At 59.9% G+C, this 18,070-nt stretch carries 16 protein-coding genes and 3 pseudogenes; 9 read left to right on the top strand and 10 right to left on the bottom strand.

Annotated elements, in window-relative coordinates; genetic code table 11:
- The 4 genes and pseudogenes from RA25_RS22370 to RA25_RS22700 form a co-directional block, all read right to left on the bottom strand.
- Positions 1–772, bottom strand: a pseudogene (locus tag RA25_RS22370) (IS3 family transposase); the annotation flags it as partial.
- Between the two features lie 42 nt (positions 773–814).
- Positions 815–1,069: pseudogene (locus RA25_RS11980) on the bottom strand (hypothetical protein); the annotation flags it as partial.
- Between the two features lie 237 nt (positions 1,070–1,306).
- Positions 1,307–1,504, bottom strand: coding sequence for a hypothetical protein (locus RA25_RS11985; RefSeq protein WP_039172552.1), 198 nt, complete (start codon positions 1,502–1,504; stop codon positions 1,307–1,309).
- A gap of 334 nt (positions 1,505–1,838) precedes the next feature.
- Positions 1,839–2,753, bottom strand: a complete 915-nt coding sequence (locus RA25_RS22700) for a LysR family transcriptional regulator (protein ID WP_039172554.1) — start codon at positions 2,751–2,753, stop codon at positions 1,839–1,841.
- A gap of 105 nt (positions 2,754–2,858) precedes the next feature.
- Here RA25_RS22700 and RA25_RS11995 point away from each other — a divergent pair, with 105 nt between their 5' ends.
- The 3 genes from RA25_RS11995 to RA25_RS12005 are packed head-to-tail and all read left to right on the top strand — an operon-like array spanning position 2,859 to position 5,671.
- Entirely contained in the window at positions 2,859–3,695 is an 837-nt protein-coding gene (locus tag RA25_RS11995) for a hypothetical protein (protein WP_019294421.1), read from the top strand.
- A gap of 2 nt (positions 3,696–3,697) precedes the next feature.
- Positions 3,698–4,453: a sulfotransferase-like domain-containing protein gene (locus tag RA25_RS12000; RefSeq protein WP_039172557.1), complete on the top strand. Its 756-nt coding sequence runs from the start codon at positions 3,698–3,700 to the stop codon at positions 4,451–4,453.
- 18 nt (positions 4,454–4,471) lie between these two features.
- Positions 4,472–5,671, top strand: a complete 1,200-nt coding sequence (locus RA25_RS12005; protein WP_039172560.1) for a Coenzyme F420 hydrogenase/dehydrogenase, beta subunit C-terminal domain — start codon at positions 4,472–4,474, stop codon at positions 5,669–5,671.
- Positions 5,672–5,835: 164 nt separating this feature from the next.
- On the opposite strand, the gene RA25_RS12010 is transcribed toward RA25_RS12005, so the two are convergent.
- The 5 genes from RA25_RS12010 to RA25_RS12025 form a co-directional block, all read right to left on the bottom strand.
- Positions 5,836–6,957, bottom strand: coding sequence for a mandelate racemase/muconate lactonizing enzyme family protein (locus RA25_RS12010; protein ID WP_039172563.1), 1,122 nt, complete (start codon positions 6,955–6,957; stop codon positions 5,836–5,838).
- 172 nt (positions 6,958–7,129) lie between these two features.
- Positions 7,130–8,248 carry a mandelate racemase/muconate lactonizing enzyme family protein gene (locus tag RA25_RS12015; RefSeq protein ID WP_039172566.1) on the bottom strand — a complete coding sequence of 373 codons (1,119 nt, stop codon included), beginning with the start codon at positions 8,246–8,248 and terminating at the stop codon, positions 7,130–7,132.
- Positions 8,245–9,339 carry an alcohol dehydrogenase family protein gene (locus RA25_RS12020; protein WP_019294416.1) on the bottom strand — a complete coding sequence of 365 codons (1,095 nt, stop codon included), beginning with the start codon at positions 9,337–9,339 and terminating at the stop codon, positions 8,245–8,247. Before RA25_RS12020 ends, RA25_RS12015 begins: the two co-directional genes overlap by 4 nt.
- 78 nt (positions 9,340–9,417) lie before the next feature.
- Positions 9,418–9,561 carry a hypothetical protein gene (locus RA25_RS23265; RefSeq protein WP_019294415.1) on the bottom strand — a complete coding sequence of 48 codons (144 nt, stop codon included), beginning with the start codon at positions 9,559–9,561 and terminating at the stop codon, positions 9,418–9,420.
- Positions 9,558–10,475, bottom strand: coding sequence for an FAD-dependent oxidoreductase (locus RA25_RS12025; protein WP_206539687.1), 918 nt, complete (start codon positions 10,473–10,475; stop codon positions 9,558–9,560). The genes RA25_RS23265 and RA25_RS12025 overlap by 4 nt, the downstream gene beginning before the upstream one ends.
- Before the next feature lie 244 nt (positions 10,476–10,719).
- Between RA25_RS12025 and RA25_RS22380 the strand changes: the two are divergent.
- The 5 genes and pseudogenes from RA25_RS22380 to RA25_RS12045 form a co-directional block, all read left to right on the top strand.
- Positions 10,720–10,992, top strand: a pseudogene (locus tag RA25_RS22380) (transposase); the annotation flags it as partial.
- 415 nt (positions 10,993–11,407) lie between these two features.
- On the top strand, positions 11,408–12,382 hold the full coding sequence (locus RA25_RS12035) for a phosphate/phosphite/phosphonate ABC transporter substrate-binding protein (protein ID WP_193747973.1): 975 nt from the start codon (positions 11,408–11,410) through the stop codon (positions 12,380–12,382).
- Between the two features lie 7 nt (positions 12,383–12,389).
- A complete protein-coding gene (locus tag RA25_RS22135; protein ID WP_152612191.1) occupies positions 12,390–13,412 on the top strand; it encodes a histidine kinase dimerization/phospho-acceptor domain-containing protein in 1,023 nt (340 codons plus the stop codon).
- A 31-nt stretch (positions 13,413–13,443) separates the two neighbouring features.
- Positions 13,444–13,893 carry an ATP-binding protein gene (locus RA25_RS22140; protein WP_052254231.1) on the top strand — a complete coding sequence of 150 codons (450 nt, stop codon included), beginning with the start codon at positions 13,444–13,446 and terminating at the stop codon, positions 13,891–13,893.
- A gap of 172 nt (positions 13,894–14,065) precedes the next feature.
- Positions 14,066–14,296: a helix-turn-helix domain-containing protein gene (locus tag RA25_RS12045; protein ID WP_152612192.1), complete on the top strand. Its 231-nt coding sequence runs from the start codon at positions 14,066–14,068 to the stop codon at positions 14,294–14,296.
- A 205-nt stretch (positions 14,297–14,501) separates the two neighbouring features.
- Here RA25_RS12045 and RA25_RS12050 read toward each other — a convergent pair whose 3' ends face one another.
- Positions 14,502–15,365 carry a LysR substrate-binding domain-containing protein gene (locus RA25_RS12050; RefSeq protein ID WP_241477403.1) on the bottom strand — a complete coding sequence of 288 codons (864 nt, stop codon included), beginning with the start codon at positions 15,363–15,365 and terminating at the stop codon, positions 14,502–14,504.
- Positions 15,366–15,624: 259 nt separating this feature from the next.
- Between RA25_RS12050 and RA25_RS12055 the strand changes: the two genes are divergently transcribed.
- Entirely contained in the window at positions 15,625–18,054 is a 2,430-nt protein-coding gene (locus tag RA25_RS12055; RefSeq protein WP_039172575.1) for a GcvT family protein, read from the top strand.
- Positions 18,055–18,070 lie beyond the last annotated feature (16 nt).

Here is an 18,070-nt window from a genome sequence, read left to right on the forward strand (position 1 = left end):
ATGACGTTGCCGGAGTTCAGCTTGCGATCCACGCGGATTGCCAAGCATTCTCGGCTGTATTCGTCGATGATGTTGAGCGTGCGGAACGCCCTTCCGTCATCAGTCCGGCAATGCACGAAGTCGTAAGACCAAACATGATCACGGTATTCTGGCCGTAGCCGAACGCACGATCCGTCATTCAGCCAGAGCCGCCCCTTCTTTGGTTGTTTCATGGGCACTTTCAGCCCCTCTCGTCGCCACAGCCTTTCGACCCGCTTGTCATTCACATGCCAGCCTGCATCTCTCAGCAGCGCTGCGATCCAACGATAGCCATAGCGGCCATATTGCCGGGTCAGCTCGATCATGTCGGCCACCAATCGTTCTTCATCCAGGCGACCAACTGGCACCCTACGCTGCGTGGATCGGTGTTGTCTCAGAACGCGGCACGCGCGGCGTTCCGAGACATTCAACTCACCACAAACGCGATCAATGCAAGCACGGCGACGAGCGGGGCTCAGAAGTTTCCCTTCGCGGCTTCCGCCAAGATCAGCTTGTCCAGCGTCAGATCAGAAACAGCTTTGCGAAGCCGCTCGTTCTCTTTCTGAAGCCGCTTCAGTTCCCTCAATTGGTCAGTGCCCATTCCACCGTACTTCTTCTTCCAGCGGTAATAGGTCTGTTCAGTCACGCCAATCTGCCGGATCGCATCCAGACGCGGCATTCCTTGCGCGGTCAGTATTTCAACCTGCCGCAACTTCGTGACAATCTCTTCTGGCTTTGGTCGCTTGTTGGCCATGCGTTTCCTCCGTTTTACTAAACATAGCGGAGGACCACTTCAGTGGGGGAAGACCAGCGGGGGAAACTCATACTCATTGATCACCTTGTTGTAGCGGAACATCTCTTCTGCACTACTCCCCGGCCAGTCGAAATGCTTGACGGCCCAATGGACGAAGACGCGCTTGAAGGCCTTGGTTTTGGTAAAACCGATTGATCCGTGCTTCTGCGCATATTGCAGAGTAAGCAGAGCGCCCCGAAGCAGCGGAGAATGCGCGAGGTCGGGATGGTCATCGGCGAGAGTGCGGAATTCGATCATGCCAGGATGCTGCCACAGTCCGCGCTGTAGTGCCATGATGTCCGCACAGGGTGAATTTGGCGTTATCAGAATTTCGCGCCTGCAGCGAATGGCCAGTAAGACAGGCCGCGCGGCAACATGCGGCTTAATGCTGAATGGCAGTTGTGGGCCGTCTTTTCGGTGGATTTTGCCGCCATTGCGCAGATGTTGCGTGGTAACGAGGTTAGCTGTGAGGCCAATTTACCGGAAACGAACCATTCAAAATGGGTTTAGCGCTTCGGGCCAGCGCCTGGGATGTTCAGTAATCAACAGCAACACATCCGCCCCGGTCAGCGCCTTGCGCGCATCCTGGATCATTCGCAAATTCAGACTGTTGATTTCTGCCGCCGAGACCGGGCGGCCGGGATTGTAATAGACCGTCACCAAGAAAGTACGCCCAAGTTTGGTGACCGACATGTCCTGCAGCGCGCCGCAATCCTCGGCGATTGCAGAACGCAGGCTTTGCCGGGCTGCAGCGACACTCTCAGGGCTAGCGCTGGCACCGGCCAGTCGCCCAGCCCAACGCGAAAATCCCGAACATAGGAACCGATCGCCAGCAGACAAAGCAGCAGGACAGTCACTGAATCACCCACCGGTGCGACCGGCGCCAGCGGACCATCCCGGAACAAGTAGATGGCGCCCAGAGCGCGCAATTAATCCTTGGCGGACTTCGTACGGGCGCTATCAGAAGAAAACCGGTACGCCGCCGGGGGTGTAAAAGGCCTGGGACTGCCCGCAGCAATGTTTTCCTTCATTTCTTCGGGCCTATTCCAGCGGCCATGTATTCAAGCAGCTCGAGGCAGCGTTGAGCGGACGGGTTGCCCCGACCGAACCGGGTAAGCTTTGCATAGAGCCGGGTGCATCTTGAGTGCCAATCCACGGGCATTTCAACCAAGGAACCCCTGGCAAGATAGGAATCGGCAAAGCTGCGCCAACCCAGTCCCAAGCCGGCGCCGGCCGCAGCGGCCTCCAGCAAATAGACGTAGCTGTCGAACTTCTCTCTGACCTGCCAGCCAGAAAAGTCAGGATGTGCCCGTTGCCAGTCCCGCCAAGTCATCCAGCCGAAATTGTCCTTGCTCAATTCCAGCAGCGGCGGAGGGGCACAGGAACTTTCGAGCGCTGCTTTCGCCTGCTCGATCAGTTCAGGCGTGCCGACCGGTTTGATTTCCTCCTCGCAAACCACGACGTGCTCTTCCGTCGGAGGGAGTGATGAGTACTCGAATACGATATCAGCTCCAGTATCTATTGCCGACCGGGTGAGGTTGTATTCTGCGGTCAGCAGGCGCAGCTCAACCTCCGGGCCCAGAGCTTTACGCAGCTGACCATGGCGCGGCATCAGCAAAAGATGTGAAACCGAATGCGAACAGACCAGGGTGACCAGATTCCCGGTCCGCGCCAGGCCGCGGACCGAATCCTGCAGCATGTCGAGGCCCTGTGCCGTCCCAGCATAGAATTGCTGCCCCTTTCTTGTCAGGCGGATGGGTGAGCTTCCCCGGTCAAACAGCAGTGTGCCGAAGCGGATTTCGAGATTGCGGATATGGCGGCTTATGGCGGGCTGTGACGTGTTCAACTCCTCCGCCGCGCGGGCAAACCCCTGAAGGCGGGCCACCGCTTCGAATGCAGTCAGCGCGTTGAAGGAGGGGAGAGAGTATTTCCGTTCCGGCATATCATTTTCGATATGTCGCCATAGACGCAAAAGCAATGGAAATCCGCGGGGATCCCAGGGAAGCTCCTGTGTGAAAGACACCCTAACCGACCGGCAGATTGCAGCATGGACGACTACGAAAAACCACGTAAATGGGCGGATCCCAAGGTAAAGCTCTTCCCGCACCAGGTGGGCTTTACCTGCCCGCCGCATGATTTCGATGCAGCCCCTTCGGACTTCCTCCGCATGGCGCCGCGCAGTGTCGGAGCCCACGGCTGGATGCTGCATGTGCCAGATTATGCGCACCGGCTGGACCAGCGAAAAAAGAACTTCGGCATGCTTGAGGATTTTCTGGAATGCATGGCGAACAATGGTGCCGATGTTTGCGGCCAGGTGGGGTCGAACTGGGTGCATGCCTCCGGCCTTGGGGTCGAAGGGATCCGCCAGCACTGCGAAATGCTGAGCGATAAATACGAGACCCCGTTTCACATGGCCGGCTACGCCATGGTTGAAGCTCTGCGTGCAAGCAATGTCGAGAAGGTGGCGCTGAATGCCTGCTACCATCCTGCCAGCTGGTATCAGGGCACCGCGGGTTTTCTGAAGGAGGCCGGGTTCGACGTGCTTTGGGCCGGGAACTTCTTTGATCAGGGCTGGTTTGCTTCTCAGCAGGAGGTCGACGACTGCATCTGGTGTTTCGACGAAGAACTGATCTGGAAGTCATTTGAGTTTACCGCAGAGCAAGCCCCCGATGCCGATGCTTACCTGATCAACGGAATGAGCAATTACCGCCGCCCATCGGACGGGATTGCGCAGCGCCCGGTCCATTATGCCGCCGCGCTGGAGGAGCGTTTGGGCAAGCCGGTCATCGGCCATGACATCGCGCTTTACTGGCAGATTTTCAAAACTCTCGGCATTGCGCCGGAAACCCCGCTCGGCAGCCTGCTTTCATCTTTGAAGGACTGATCATGCATAAGATTGTTGCCCTTTGGGCCATTCCCCGTTCTACCTCCACCGCGTTTGAGTGGATGATGCGGCAGCGCGGTGATCTGGATTGCCTGCACGAGCCTTTTGGTGAGGCTTGGTATCAGGGCGAAGACCCTCTGTGGCCGCGGTTCAGGGAGGGGGAAAAAACAACGCCCGGTCTGACACTGGACAGTGTGTGGGATGATATCCGGGAACGGGCGCGCAAGGGTCCGGTCTTCCTTAAGGACTTTCCGCACTACATCAATCACATGTGGGACGCGAAGTTCCTGTCGCAATTTACCCATGCTTTCCTGATCCGCGATCCGGCCAAAACCATCACATCGATGCACCACAAGTGGCCCGACTTTGATGAGCTGGAAGTGGGATTTCCCGAGCAGCGGGCCCTGTTCGATCTGCTGACGGCGCTGAATGGCACACCTCCGCCGGTCGTCGACAGCGACGATCTGCTGGAATACCCGGAGGAGATGACACGGGCCTTCTGCGATGCAGTTGGCATCCCCTTCATTCAAGAGGCGCTGACATGGGAAGCGGGTGGCGACCCCTCTGCCCACAGTTGGTGGGACGGCGGGTCGTTTCATGCAAACCTGGCCCAATCCACCGGCCTGACGCCGCAGAGGCGCAAGTACATCGATCTTGAGGACACGCCGGAACGGGTCCAACGGGTGCATCGCCGGATGAAGCCGCACTATGATCACCTGTACAAGCACCGCATACGTGTGCTGCAACCCGCAGATTAAAGCAGGAGTATTTAGAGGATGCAGCAGCCCGGTTCAGTGAAAGAAGTCGTCGAAGCCGGTCTATGCATCGGCTGCGGACTGTGCGAGGCGCTGGCGCCTGAACGCTGGAAAATGGCCTTTACGCCGAAGGGCCGCCTGCGCCCGTCCAGGATAGGCGCGGGATCTGATGCGGAGATCCTGCAGGCCTGTCCAGGGGTGATCGCCCGCCCCATCAGCGAGGCCGCACCGCGGACGGACACGGTTTGGGGCGGCTATCACCGGATGCAGGAAGCCTGGGCGGTTGATTCGGACACCAGGTTCCGGGCGGCATCTGGCGGTGTCCTGACTGCGCTGGCTGCGCATCTTCTGCGAACCGGCGAGGTGGAATTTATCCTGCATTGCGAGGCTGACCCGCAGGCGCCGATGCGTTCTAAGTGGTGTCTCAGCGATACGCCGGGGCAGGTGCTGGATCGGGCCGGGTCGCGCTATGGGCCGAGCGACACGCTGGCAGGTCTGGCCGCTGCGCTTGACTGGGATGCGCCCTTTGCTGTGGTCGCAAAACCCTGCGACGCCGGTGCGCTGCGCGAGCTTGCCAAAACCGATCAGCGGCTTACCCGCAACCTTGTGGCGGTGCTGGTTATGGTCTGCGGCGGGGCCTCGGACCTGGGCAAGTCGCAGGCCGTGCTGGATGAGTACGATCTGTCCGAGGATGACATCGCTCTGTTCCGCTACCGCGGTTATGGCAACCCAGGGCTGACCCGGATCGAAACAAGCGATGGCCGGGCCTTTCAGAAAACCTATGGCGAGATGTGGGCAGACGAAAGCGGCTGGCGCATCCAGACCCGCTGCAAGATTTGTCCCGATGCCTTGGGGGAGGCCGCGGATGTGGCAGCCGCGGATATATGGCCGGATGCCAGCCCTGATGGCGATAACGAAGGCTTCAACGGGGTGATCACACGGACAGCGGCCGGCGAACAGCTCTTCCGTGCCGCGAGCGAAGCAGGGAGCCTGACCGCCGGCGCAGACATCACCCCCCGCCAGTTCGACTCCTTTCAGCCGCATCAGGTCCGCAAGAAACACGCCTTGTCCGCGCGGCTCAGGGGCATGGCTGCCGCAGGCTCCCCGGTATATGAACATGAAGGTCTAAGGCTGGAAGCTCTCGACACCCACGATGCCCAGGAGGAGATGGGAACCCTGCAGCGTGTCCGCTGTGGCAAGTTCCATGAAGAACTTCCGTAGCAGGGTCCAGCCCAAAGGATTTGACCTGCGATGAAACTGGCGTACGCCGCACAGCAGCTTGTGTTAAGGTCCGCCTTGGTCCGAACTGATCGTTCAGCGGGACTTCCCAGGCAGTGATGCGTACGATCTTCATCGGTGGCTTCTTCTGGTGCTGTGCGCAGTTCCTATCTGGCGCGGATTTCATATGAGGCGACGGGCTTTCCGAAGATGCCGGTGTCGGGAGTAACGCCCAGCCCAGGCGTATCGGGTGGCGTGGCTTTGCCCCCGATGTTGCGTGCGCCCTGGCCCGGGACCGGATCGACCCCCAGATGATAGTGGCATAGCCAGCTGTCCATGTGATGCTCAGGCGGGGTGCTGCTGGCCAGGTGGACCGCCGCGGTGTCAGCCAGGGCGGATCCGCCTAGATCCTCGATATGCATCTTCCAGCCGACGGATACGGCGAAATCGCGCACCTGCAGGGATTTGGTCAGCCCGCCAAGCCGGTTGGGTTTGACCTTTAGCCCCGCGCAGGCATCTGTTTTCCAGGCGCGCAGATGATCGTCGAATGTGTGCAGACATTCGTCCAGCAGAACAGGTTGGCGCACATTTTGGGCGACATAGGCGCATTGTTCCAGCGTTTCGCAGGGCTGTTCGATCCAGCTGCGGGCATCCGACACGGTGTTCAGAACTTGCAATGCCACGCCCGGCAGCCAGGCCCGGTTGATGTCATAAGTCACGAATTCAGAAGGCAGCAGAGCCGAAGTTATCGCCTCGATCCGTTCGATATCGGTTTGCGGGTCGGACCCGCCTAGCTTTGCAGAATGGGTGCGGTACCCGGCGGCGCGCGCTTCGAGGATAAGAGCGATCATTTCATCGGGTGTGCCGGTGGAGATAGAGCTATTGACATGAACCGGCGCGGCTTGGGCTCCGCCCATCAGCTGCCACAGCGGCATTCCGCTGGCCTGCCCCAGAATGTCCCAGCAGGCCATGTCGACCGGGGATTTCACGTAAGGGTGGCCGGGCAGTTGTACGTCCATCAGCCGGTTTATGTGCCCAAGGCTGCGGGGGTCTTCGCCGATCAGAAACGGGGCCAGCGTTTCCAGGCCCGCACGGATGCCGGGCCCATGCGCCGGCAGATAGGTATGGCCCCACGGGCAGCCTTCGCCCCAGCCGGTAATTCCTTCATCGGTGTCGACGCGCACGAAGGTGGAATCGAGCTTTTCGAATTTCAGCCGCCCGCCGGACAGCCAGTAGGGCTTGGTGAGTGGCAAATCGAGCTGGTAGACTGTAATGCGCGAGATTTTCATGTTGCTGTCTCCTCTGCGGGCATTTGAGGATTGTCCGCGGCGGCGTTTTCTACCGACCGCCCCTCATGGGATTGCACTTTGCTCAGTGTCATTTCAGAGAGGTGGGCTGCTAACGCTGTGCTGCAGGCCGGAAGCGGCGGTGTGAATTCTGCGGCTTCTGATTTGCTGACAGTCATGCCGCCTGCCCCGCAAGCTCGAAAACCGGCGCCCCGAGATTGTAAAAGTCCGGCGTCACGCCCAGCCCCGGGGTGTCAGAGGCATAGAGCTTGCCATCACGCGCTGCCGGTCCGCCGATCCCGGTGCTGCGCGTGTTGTAATTCATCAGATCCGTCGAGTTGACCAGCATTTCCTCTGGCGTGGAGGCGGCGAAATGCGCCACCGCCGAGGTCGTGATCTGACCTCCCCAAGAATCTTCGGAAACCACCGGTATGCCATGGTCAATCAGGAAATCACGCACCCGGCGGGCTTTGGACAGGCCGCCAAGGTTGGAGATCTTCAGACAGCAGATCTCAGCCCCGCGGTCATTCACGATGCGGCGGGCCATTTCGATGCCGGTCACGCATTCATCCAGCTTCATCGGCTGCTCTGCCACACGGCGCACCTGTTGGCATTCGTCATAGCTGTGACAGGGTTGCTCCAGGATAAAGTCCAGATCGCGGGTCGCGCGTGCCACACGGATGGCATTGTCGACACGCCAGCCCTGGTTCGCATCGGCCATTGCCTTCTCACCCGGTTTCAGCAGCGGCACGCCGTCGCGGATGCGGTCGATGTCGGTGACCCAGTCGCCGCCCACCTTGATCTGAAACTGCCGGTAGCCCGCTGCGCGATGCAGCTCCATCTCGGCAATGGTTTCTTCCAGCACAGGTTTTTGCGGCACAACCCGGTACATCGGCGCGCCATCGGTGAGCTTGCCCCCCATCAGCATCCACACCGGCTGGTTGGTGGATTGCCCAAGAATGTCCCAGCAGGCCGCATCAAAAGGAGCCTTGGCATAGCCATGGCCCTGCACGAATTTATCCATCAGCCGCTCGATCCGGCGCAGCTGGCGCGGGTCTTCCCCGAGCAGGCGCGGCGCGGCTAGGCGGGCAAACGCCTCCACCCCTTCAGAATGGGCAACCATGTAGTTTTCACCGCAAGGAGCAAACTCGCCGCAGCCTTGCAGCCCTGCGTCAGTATCAACCACAACCACCGACGACATCGAGGTGGTTATGGCGTTGCCCGCCCCCCAGCCATAGGAGCCGCCGACATAGGGCAGCGGGGTCTTGAATACTCGAATGCGTGTTATTTTCATGGTGTCACCACGATGTTTCCGACGTGCGATTTGGTCATGAAGGCCTGTTGCGCAGCGGCCAGATCGCGCAGCGGATATGTTTCAGCCAGAAGCGGCTTCAGGGCGCCGGTCTCGATCATGCCGACGACGCGCTGCATGGTGCCGGGCGGGCAAATCGTCGCGCCGGTCAGCTGCAGGTCCTTGTAAACCAGCTGGCGCAGGTCGAATTCCGCCATTTGCCCGGCAATGCAGCCGGAGGTCGAATAGCGGCCGCCCTGGCGCAGTGCGTTGATCAGCGGCATGAACATTGGCGCACCCACCACATCGAGAGCGATATCCACCAGCCCAACGGCAGCCTTGCGGATTGCAGCTTCCAAATCGGGCGTGTTGCGGTCGATTACGATGGCAGCACCCAGTTCCAGAAGCAGTGCCGCCTTGGCTGGGCTGGCCACCGCGATCACCTTGCAGCCCCGCAGCCGACACAGCTGAATGGCGGCGGAGCCGACGCCGCCCGATGCGCCAGTGATCACCACGGTCTCGCCAGGGCGCGGCGCGGTGCGCTGCACAAGGTTCTCGGCGGTGGTGTAGGCGCAGGGGAAGGTGGCCAGTTCCGCATCGCTGAGTGTGCTGTTGACAGGAACCGCGTTGGCCGCACGCACTATGGTATATTCGGCAAAGCCGCCATCGGCTTCGGATCCGAAGTAGCCGGAGTTTTCCGTGTTGAGCCAGTCACCATGGCCAAGCAGCCAAGGGTCGATCATGACCCGCTCACCGATCCGCGTTGCGTCTACGCCTTCCCCGACGCCAACGATTTCACCAGCAACATCCGCGCCCTGAATGACCGGAAAGTTCAAGGAGCCGCTGCCCCAGGTGCCGTCACCGGCATCCGCTTCCTCGAAGCCATCGGTGCTGCCGCTGCCCAATTCTGCATCGACGGATTTGGAATACCAGGCGGTACGCGTGTTGATATCGGTGTTGTTCAGCCCACATGCGCCGACCTTGACCAGCACTTCGCCCTTACCGGGCTGGGGCGTCGGCACATCTGTGTACACCAGCTTGTCGAGCCCGCCGTGGCCGGTCAACACAACTGCTTTCATCGTTTTCGGGATCATCCCGGCCTCCCTGGTTTTCTTTGATATGTCTTTCTATCGGCGTTAAGGAGCGGCAGCTTCGCCGCTCCTTCTTGCGGATCATGCCGGCTGGTGAACGGCGTCGGTTGGTGGGCGCCCCGATTTCGGATCATAGGCCGGCCCACTCAGGATACGGCCCTTGCGCGGCTCACCTGCGGCGATGATCTCAACCTCCTTACCCAGCACATTCACGTGTAGTTTCACGAAGGCAAATGCGAGGATCTTGCCGACGGAGTGACCGTAGGCGACCGACGCGGTTGCACAGTCGGCAAGATCGGCATGCGTTCGAAGGAGTTTTCTAGCCAGGGCATGACGCGGTCGTAATCAGCCTCGAACAGCCAGTTTTCATATTCCCAGGGACATTCATTGTGCCAGACGGAGTTCGAGTTCTCTTTCTCGTAGATCCCGATCCGCCCCTTCTTTTGCACCATGCGGATGTAGCCCGAGGCCAACTTGTCGTCGCGGATCACCGGCAGTTTAGTGTCTAGATCCTTGAATCCGGGCACGTCCTCGGTGACGAAATAGTGGTGGGTCATCGACGTCATCGGCAGTTGCAGATCGGACCATTTGACCATCTGGCGTGCATAGGTGCCGCCGGCGTTGACGACGTGCTCGCAGATGACGGAGCCTTGCTCGGTTTCAACAACCCACTCACCGGCGTCGTTCTGGGTGATGTTCGTCGCGCGGAATTGGCGGAAGAGTTTCACTCCCTTCTGTCGGGCGCCAGTGGCCATCGCCATTGTCACGTTGGAGGGGGCAACGAGGCCGTCGTCTGGAGTGTACAGAGCGCCAATGACACCTTCGAGGTTATAGTAAGGGTGTTTCTCGGCGATGAATTCCAGACCGACCAGTTCGATATTGAAGCCAAGCGAGCGGCCAACAGACAAGGTGTGTCGCAGCCAGTCCATTTCGTCTTCTGTGTAAGCCAGACGGAAAGAGCCACAAGCGTGCGACGTGGAGCCTGAGGTGAGCTCCGCCTGTTCCAGCAGCACCGTTTTTTCGCCCCAGCCTTCATGACCCAATGTTTGGCCTGGCCGCAGCCCAAAACGCCACCGCCGACAATGACGACCTTGGCGGTTCTTTTTTTGGACATCGCAATTTTCCTGTTCGAGAGACATGGGGTTCGATAGGCGCCCTGCTGCTACGTATGTACCAAAGTTACCATCAAATGGCACATATGTACATGATTTGGATGAGCATGAATTACCCATTACACAAATGTACCAATCTCTGTTTTGAGGTCGCTTTCGTCAGATTTGGACGAGTTGACCCCTCAGCTGCGGAAGACCGCACGTTACGTAGGACATGTTGACAAAAGGGATTCACACTACCCGCTGAGCGTAATTCAAGCTGGTATCTGCGATGGAGACCAGCTCGGCACGAAATTTGATGCCGGACGAGGAGTGGGTGTTCTTTGAACGGTTAATCCTATCTGTCTGAGCCCCGTACGAACGCAAGCCCACCAAACACCGCCTTGTTCTCGATGGAATTTTCTGGATCGCCCGCACCGGCGTCTCTTGGCGCGATTTGACTAAGGAGTTCGGCAAGAGGTTAAGTGTCTACCGCCAGTTCCGGCTCTGGGAACAGATCATGGGTGTTTTGAACGAAGGCGGCACCGTTCCGGACCTGCTGCGCTTTGAAAGAAGCGGACCTACGGTCGCGGCTTCTTTCAGCACGGCGCTACGCCAAGCTAATCTTCTACCGTTTGCTGATCGAATTTGCCGGGACCTCCAGCCGCTTGGAAACAACGTCTACCTTTTCTCCGAAAGCAATATCGAGTTCGGTTCCAACAACGATCTGCGCGGGGTGCAGGTGGGGACAGGCGAGGAGCTGAAGCTGGGGGCTAGCCAAGCGAGTGGCTCGCTGGCTGCTGGAGCGGTCAGGGCGCAGTATTCCCAGCTACCTCTGACGCCCCCCGCTCTGACGGGAAGGCGATGTTTTCCGGCTAGTGTTGCAGGAAAAATCCGCCAGTGGGAAAAAATTAAGGAATGCTCTGCCTGTGCCGTGTAACCTCTGTGCTTGGGTGTCCCCATGAGACAAATTGAGTTTTTTGCCTTCCTGGCTGCGCAGTTTGCGGTATTCAGTTCCTTGCTCCGCGCTGTCTGCAGAAAGAGAGAGGAATAGCCCTGTGAGCTTCAAGAATGCAGTTTCATTAACCTGCTTTTGTCTCAGCCTGCTGTTTGGTCATGTTGCGGCAGCCCGCAACCTGGTCATTGGCACGATCAGCGACGAGCCTGTCAAGGAAGCCCGGGTTTTCCTGCCTTTTGCCGAATATCTTGCAGCGCAACTGCAGGATGAGAGTATCACAGCAGGAGAAGTCAGAATTGCCCGGAACATTGCGCATATGGCGGAATTGCTGCGCAGCGGCGAGGTCGATGTCTTTGTCGACAGCCCGCTTGTCTCGCTCGCGGTCAGGGCAAAATGCGGTAGCCGCTTGGTGGCGCGAAGATGGAAAAAGGGTGTCGCCGAATACCGGTCTGTTGTCTTTGTCCGCCGGGACAGCGGCATCCAGTCGCTGGAAGATCTCAAGGGCAGGGTCATCGCCTTTGAAGAGGCCTTCTCCTCCAGCGGTTACATCCTGCCCCGGCACACGATTGCAACGCAAGGTGTTCAGCTCACCGCGATGAGCGGCCCGCGGGCGGCGCGGCCTGCGGAGGCCACGGGCTATGTGTTTTCCGGTGATGACGAAAACACCATCGAATGGGTGCTGCGCGGGCTGGTTGATGCCGGCGCCATGTCGCTGAATGGGCTGAAAAAACGCGCCGGAGATGATTTCGGCAGCCTTGACGTGCTTGTCCAGACGGAAAGTATCCCGCGGCATGTGGTCAGTTTGTCTCCTGGGGCATCCACAGAGTTCACCGCGGCGGTGCAGGCCGTGCTGATCAACATGGATCAAAGCGATGAAGGCCGCCGGATTCTGGAAAATTTTGAAAGAACGACGAAATTCGATGCCATACCGGATCAAACGCTGGACATGCTGGAAGAGTTTGAGACGCCGGTGACAGCCCTGATTGGCGGCAATTGAGTTTCGCATGTCGGGCCTCAGGACAAAACTGGTTGTCTACACGGTTTTGATCGTCTTTGCGGTTGCAGGGGCGGTTTCGGCCATTTCGATAACTTTGGCCCACCAAGCATCAGTTGCTGCGTTCGAACGCCATGCAAAGGTGCTGGCAAAGACACTGGGCGAGGCGGTTCTGGAACCGTTGTATGAGCTGAATGTCAAACTGATGCGCCAGCAGGTGAGCTCGGTCCTGGCCGGCGAGAGTGCCTTGCGGGTGATGATCCTGGATGCGGGCACGCGTGTTCTGACCGATGGAACCGATGAAAACCCGCTGCGGGGAAGGGAGTTCAACGAACCCTATCTGCGGCAGGCCAGGGAACGCGCTGAATGGGTCACCTCGCTGCAGGACGGCGTGATCCGGGTTGCCGGACCGGTGCAGGCAACGGCGGACCGGCGGCTGGGGTATGTGGTGCTGGAATATTCCACCGCGCAGCTTGATGCCGAATGGATGAAGCACATCCGGCTGACCCTGCTATTGGCCGGTGTCTGTGCCGGACTTGCCTCAATAGCAGCTGTTTTCATGGCGAGCTGGATAACCCGGCCAATCAAGCGGCTGACGGACTTTGCCACCAGTATCCGCCTGGGCAGTGCCATGCGGAAAATCCCTGAGTGCGGCCACGATGAAGTCGGCCGCTTGGCAGATGCTTTCACTGACGTTCTGAGCCACTTGGATCATAGCAATGCCGAGCTCAAAGAGCTGGCAAATTCGCTTGAGCAAAAGGTAAAAGAAAGGACACAAGCGGCGGAAGCGGGCAACAAGGCGAAGTCCGAGTTTCTGGCGACAATGAGCCATGAAATCAGGACCCCGATGAACGCGGTGCTGGGCATGGCCTCGCTGCTGGAGGAAACCAGCCTGGACGAGGAGCAGGCGCTGTATGCCAGGACGATCTCTGAATCCGGCGAAGCGCTGCTGGACATCATCAACGGGATACTCGATTTCTCGAAGACCGAAGACCGAAGCCGGGAAGCTGGAGCTGCGGACTGCGCCGTTTGACCTGGAGGAGCTTCTGAGCGGGGTGCTCCGTATGCTGGCCCCCAATCCGGCGGAAAGCCGGGTGGCGCTGCGGCTGGAATACGATCCCGAGGCGCCGAAGAATATTCAGGGAGATGAAGGGCGGATCCGGCAGATCATTGTGAACCTTGTTGGCAATGCACTGAAATTCACCGAGGCGGGATCGGTGACAGTCAAAGTCACCGGCCGGGCTGCTGGCGGCATGGCGAAGCTGCGGATCGCCGTGACAGACACCGGGGTGGGCCTTCCCGAAGACAGTCTCGAGAAGATCTTCACTGCGTTTTCCCAAGTTAACAGTACCGCTTCCCGGGATTTCGGCGGCACCGGGCTGGGGCTGGCGATCGCTTCCCGTCTCGCGCATCTGATGGGGGGCGGTATTGAGGTCCAGTCCGTGCTCGGGAAGGGGTCCACGTTCACCTTCACATGCGCCCTTGCAACCGCTGAAGATTTGGTGACGGGGTAACTGCGGTGTGCATGGCCGGAGGCCTTGGCCTGGCTGGGCGGCATTGCAGGGGCGCGGAGAAACCAAAAGCTGAACTGAGCTGGCCGACGAACCCGGTCGCTGCGGGTCGTGTGTCACTTGGATTGCGTTTGCCATTGTCCCTAGGAAGGCCATGCGGCAGGTGGAGGAAGTCATGAAAGCAAAGATCAGCTTCAAGCAGCTGCAGGCCCTGGAAGCCGTGGCCAGGCATGGCAGCTTCACCCTAGCGGCAAGAGAGCTTGGCATGTCGCAGCCGACGGTCTCCAACCTCGTCTATAACGGCGGCTATGATGCTGTCCGGCGTTACGCGGCCACGTGGTCCATTTGCTGCCGCCGGACCTGGGTGGGTCGCCACATACAGCCGCTGTCACGCAATCGGTTTTGAATAGTCTTAGGCCGAACACATAATGATCGGAGTGGCCCACTTGGTCATCTTTGAGCCCATTGCTGCCGCCGGCCGCCAGGCTCTCCCTCGCATGTGCAGCGCATCGCGAACGGCGCTAAGCGGCCCTTGCAAGTTCAGCTAAGGAAAAACGGCTGACGGAATGCGCTCGGCGACACAACTGCGATGTGGGAGTATTGCCGCAGAACTAGCGCATCTCCTGGTGGCCTCCAGCCAGCCAGTCAAAAACCAACCGCGCCCGGTCTGATGACTGATTGTGCAGTTTGACATAGAACTCCAGCGGTGCCGTAATGGTGTCAGGCAGCAGCTTGACCAGCTTGCCGGATGCGACCAGATCTGCAGTCAAGCCCTCCCAGCCGAGCACGGCCCCCATGTCGTCCTGCGCGGCTTGCAGTGCGATGACATAATTGTTGACGCGGTGGGTAGACTTCAGCGGTCCTGAATAGCCCAAGGCCTGGGCCCACCCCTGCCAGTCGGTGCCGCCGGTTTCCAGCGAATCGAGATGGATCAGCGGAACCTCCGCGATGCCTGCCACGCTGCCTATCGGGTGCTGATCGGCAAACCGCGGGCTGCACAGCGCCATGATCCGGTCCCGGAACAACGCCCTGCAGTGGCCGCTGTCGCGGGACATATCGCCGTAATGCAGGCTGAGGTCGCAGTCGCCACCCGCCTTTTCCGTATCACTGACAATCTGGGCCACCGAGATATGCTCGTAGCTGCGCCAGAAATGCGCCAGCCGCGGCGTCAGCCACAGTGAACTGACAGCGGTGCTGGAGCGGATCGTTACCGAGCTTCGACCGTGCTGGGCCCGCAGCTGTTCAAATGCATCATTGATCCCCTCAAACCCCCTTTGCAAAGCGACCAGTAAGTAAGCACCGCTTTCCGTCAGTTCGACGCCGCGGTGAAACCGGTTGAACAGGCTGCACTGTAACTCGCGCTCGAGCGTCTTGATCTGATGGCTGACCGCCGCGGGGGTGACGTTCAGCTCTGCCGCGGCCAGTTTAAAGCTGGTGTTCCGGGCGGCGGCTTCGAAGCTGACCAGGGAGCTCATCCGGGGCAAATCATAGGGGCGGTTGGGCAAGGCGGTTTTATCCTACTGACAAAAATGCTGCTTTCTGGCTGCATCTTTTCTCACGTTTGGGCAAAATAAACTAAGCCAAGATGAAAATTTTTACAATTGCCGAATGAGGGAATGACGCCAGAATGCAGCATCATCCTCCGGCTCAGGATCAACACCAGCCGGGCGAGACAGTCAGGAATTCTGCCGCTGCAGCCAAGGCTGCCGGAAACCCGCAAACAGGAGTTGGACAATGAAGTCGCATGCAAAAGTGGTGGTCGTCGGCGGCGGCTGTGTCGGGGCCTCGATCCTTTACGGGCTGACCCAGCATGGCTGCAGCGATGCAGTGATGCTAGAGCGCACCACGCTGACTTCGGGGTCGACCTGGCATGCGGCCGGCCTTTTGGTGACCTTCGTGCGTTCGCACAACATTTCCAAGATGACGATGGAAACCATCCGCATCTATGGCGAGGTGGAGGAGAAACTGGGCAGCTCCGTGGGCCTGCGCCAGGTTGGCCAGCTGCGGGTGGCCAACACCGAAAAGCGCTGGGACGAGTTCCAGTCTTATATCTCCATCGCAGAAGCAGCGGGCGTGCCCTGCCGCCTGGTGACACCGGAAGAGATCAAGGAGATCCACCCGCTGCTAGCGCAGAGCGAGAACATCCGCGGCGGCATCCTGCATGACCAGGACGGCTATGTGAACCCGGCGGACATCACCATGGGGCTGGCCAAGCTGGCCCGCGATCAGGGCGCGACAGTCTATCAGAACACCGAGGCACAGGCTTATGAGAAGCTGGACAACGGCAATTGGAAAGTGACCACCAGCAAGGGCGAGATCACCTGCGAGCATCTGATTTTTGCCACCGGCAACTACGCCCGCGAGAACGCCCGCCGGGTGGGGCTGGACCTGCCTTGCATCCCGATTGTGCATCAGTACTGGACCACCGAGACCGTGCCGCTATTGAAGGAGCGCCGCGCCGAAGGGCTGCCGGAGTTCCCGATCCTCCGGGACGAGGATTATGGCGCCTACCTGCGCGAGGATGTCGGCGGCTTCCAGTTCGGGCCATATGAGTTCGAAAAAGATCTTAAGCTGTTTGCCGAAGACAAGGTTCCAGCCGATTTTGGTGCCGACCTGCTGCCCGAGGATTTCGAGGCGGTGGAAACCCAATGGGAACGTGCGCTGGAGCGGGTGCCTGCCCTGGGCGAGGTGGGCATCAAGGCCAACACCCGCGGGCCGTTCCAGATGACTCCGGACGAGCTGCCGCTGTGCGGTCCGGCACCGGGGCACGAGAACCTGTGGCTGGCCGAGGGCGTGCCCGGCGGCATCCTGTGGGGCGGCACCATGGGCGAGCGGCTGGCACGCTGGATCGTCGATGGCCATCCCGGTATGGACATGTCGGAGATCGACCCGCGCCGCTTTGGCGACTATGCCTCCAAGCGCTGGACCATGGACAAGGTGCGTGAGACCTGGGGCACCCATATGGATGCCCATGTTCCGGGCGAGGATTTCCCCAACGCGCGGCCGATGAAGACGATGCCGTCCTACGATCTGCTGACGGCGCATGGCGCGGTCTGGACCACCTTCAACGGCTTTGAGTTCCCGCGCTGGTTTGCCAAATCGCCCGCCGAGGCCGTCCCAGAGCACAGCTTCCGCCGCACCAACCACATGGAGCTGGTGCAGGAAGAGGTGCGGCTGACCCGGGAGGAGGCTGCGTTCATCGAGATGTCGCCAATGACCAAGTTCACCGTCCGCGGCCGCGGTGCCGCCAAATGGCTGGACGGGATCATGGCCAACAAGCTGCCCAAGGTTGGCCGCATGACCCTGGCCGTGGCGCTGAACCTGCAGGGCGGCATGGAGGGCGAATACACCATCGTCCGTTATGGCGAGAACGACTTCTACCTGGTCTCGACCCCGAACGGGCAGGTCTACAACTGGGATTATCTCTCGCGCTTGCTGCCGGATGACGGCTCGGTTGTGATGGAGGATATTTCGGAACAGCTGGGCGTGATTGCCCTGGCAGGGCCGAAGTCGCGCGAGATCCTGCAGCAGCTGACCGACAACGATCTGTCGAACGAAGCCTTCCCCTGGCTCAGCGCCCAGATGGGCGAGGTGGGCTATGCCAAGGGCGTCCACCTGCTGCGCGTCAGCTACACCGGCGAGCTGGGCTGGGAGCTGCATCACCCGGTCGGATACAACCGGCATCTGGTGGATCAGCTGCTGAAGGCAGGTGTGAAACCTTTTGGCCTGGAGGCGCTGGAATCGATGCGGCTGGAGAAGTCCTACCGCGCGATCAACCGGGAGATCTGCAAGGACATGACCCCGTTTGAGGCCGGGCTGGACCGCTTTGTGGCGCTGGAAGGGCGTGAGTTCATCGGCCGTGATGCGCTGGTCCGGCAGAAGGAGGCGGGCGGTTACAACACGCTTGTCACCCTGAAGCTGCCGTTCTGCGACACTTCGGTGATGGCAGATGAGAGCGTCTATAAGGACGGCACGCTTGTCGGCCGCGTGACCTCGGGCGGGTTCTCCTATTACTGCAACCATGACATCGCGATGGCGCTGGTGCCGCAGGAGCTCACCGCTGAGGGCACGCGCCTGCAGGTGATGGTCCACAACGAGCTGCGCGAGGCTGAGGTGATCGGCATCTGCGCGGTCGACCCAACCAGCGCACGCGCCCGGGCCTGATCCCGGCCTAGCCACA

Origin of the sequence: Leisingera sp. ANG-S5, from assembly GCF_000813925.1 — a bacterium.
Lineage (GTDB): Bacteria > Pseudomonadota > Alphaproteobacteria > Rhodobacterales > Rhodobacteraceae > Leisingera.

Bases quoted from the DNA above. Each gene is read 5' to 3' on its own strand.
- RA25_RS12015 (WP_039172566.1), bottom strand. From the start codon at position 8,248: ATGAAAATAACACGCATTCGAGTATTCAAGACCCCGCTGCCCTATGTC.
- RA25_RS22140 (WP_052254231.1), top strand. From the start codon at position 13,444: ATGCTGGCCCCCAATCCGGCGGAAAGCCGGGTGGCGCTGCGGCTGGAA.
- RA25_RS12050 (WP_241477403.1), bottom strand. From the start codon at position 15,365: ATGAGCTCCCTGGTCAGCTTCGAAGCCGCCGCCCGGAACACCAGCTTT.
- RA25_RS12010 (WP_039172563.1), bottom strand. From the start codon at position 6,957: ATGAAAATCTCGCGCATTACAGTCTACCAGCTCGATTTGCCACTCACC.
- RA25_RS11995 (WP_019294421.1), top strand. From the start codon at position 2,859: ATGGACGACTACGAAAAACCACGTAAATGGGCGGATCCCAAGGTAAAG.
- RA25_RS11985 (WP_039172552.1), bottom strand. From the start codon at position 1,504: ATGTCGGTCACCAAACTTGGGCGTACTTTCTTGGTGACGGTCTATTAC.
- RA25_RS12055 (WP_039172575.1), top strand. From the start codon at position 15,625: ATGAAGTCGCATGCAAAAGTGGTGGTCGTCGGCGGCGGCTGTGTCGGG.
- RA25_RS12020 (WP_019294416.1), bottom strand. From the start codon at position 9,339: ATGATCCCGAAAACGATGAAAGCAGTTGTGTTGACCGGCCACGGCGGG.
- RA25_RS12045 (WP_152612192.1), top strand. From the start codon at position 14,066: ATGAAAGCAAAGATCAGCTTCAAGCAGCTGCAGGCCCTGGAAGCCGTG.
- RA25_RS12025 (WP_206539687.1), bottom strand. From the start codon at position 10,475: ATGTCTCTCGAACAGGAAAATTGCGATGTCCAAAAAAAGAACCGCCAA.
- RA25_RS22135 (WP_152612191.1), top strand. From the start codon at position 12,390: ATGTCGGGCCTCAGGACAAAACTGGTTGTCTACACGGTTTTGATCGTC.
- RA25_RS12000 (WP_039172557.1), top strand. From the start codon at position 3,698: ATGCATAAGATTGTTGCCCTTTGGGCCATTCCCCGTTCTACCTCCACC.
- RA25_RS12005 (WP_039172560.1), top strand. From the start codon at position 4,472: ATGCAGCAGCCCGGTTCAGTGAAAGAAGTCGTCGAAGCCGGTCTATGC.
- RA25_RS22700 (WP_039172554.1), bottom strand. From the start codon at position 2,753: ATGCCGGAACGGAAATACTCTCTCCCCTCCTTCAACGCGCTGACTGCA.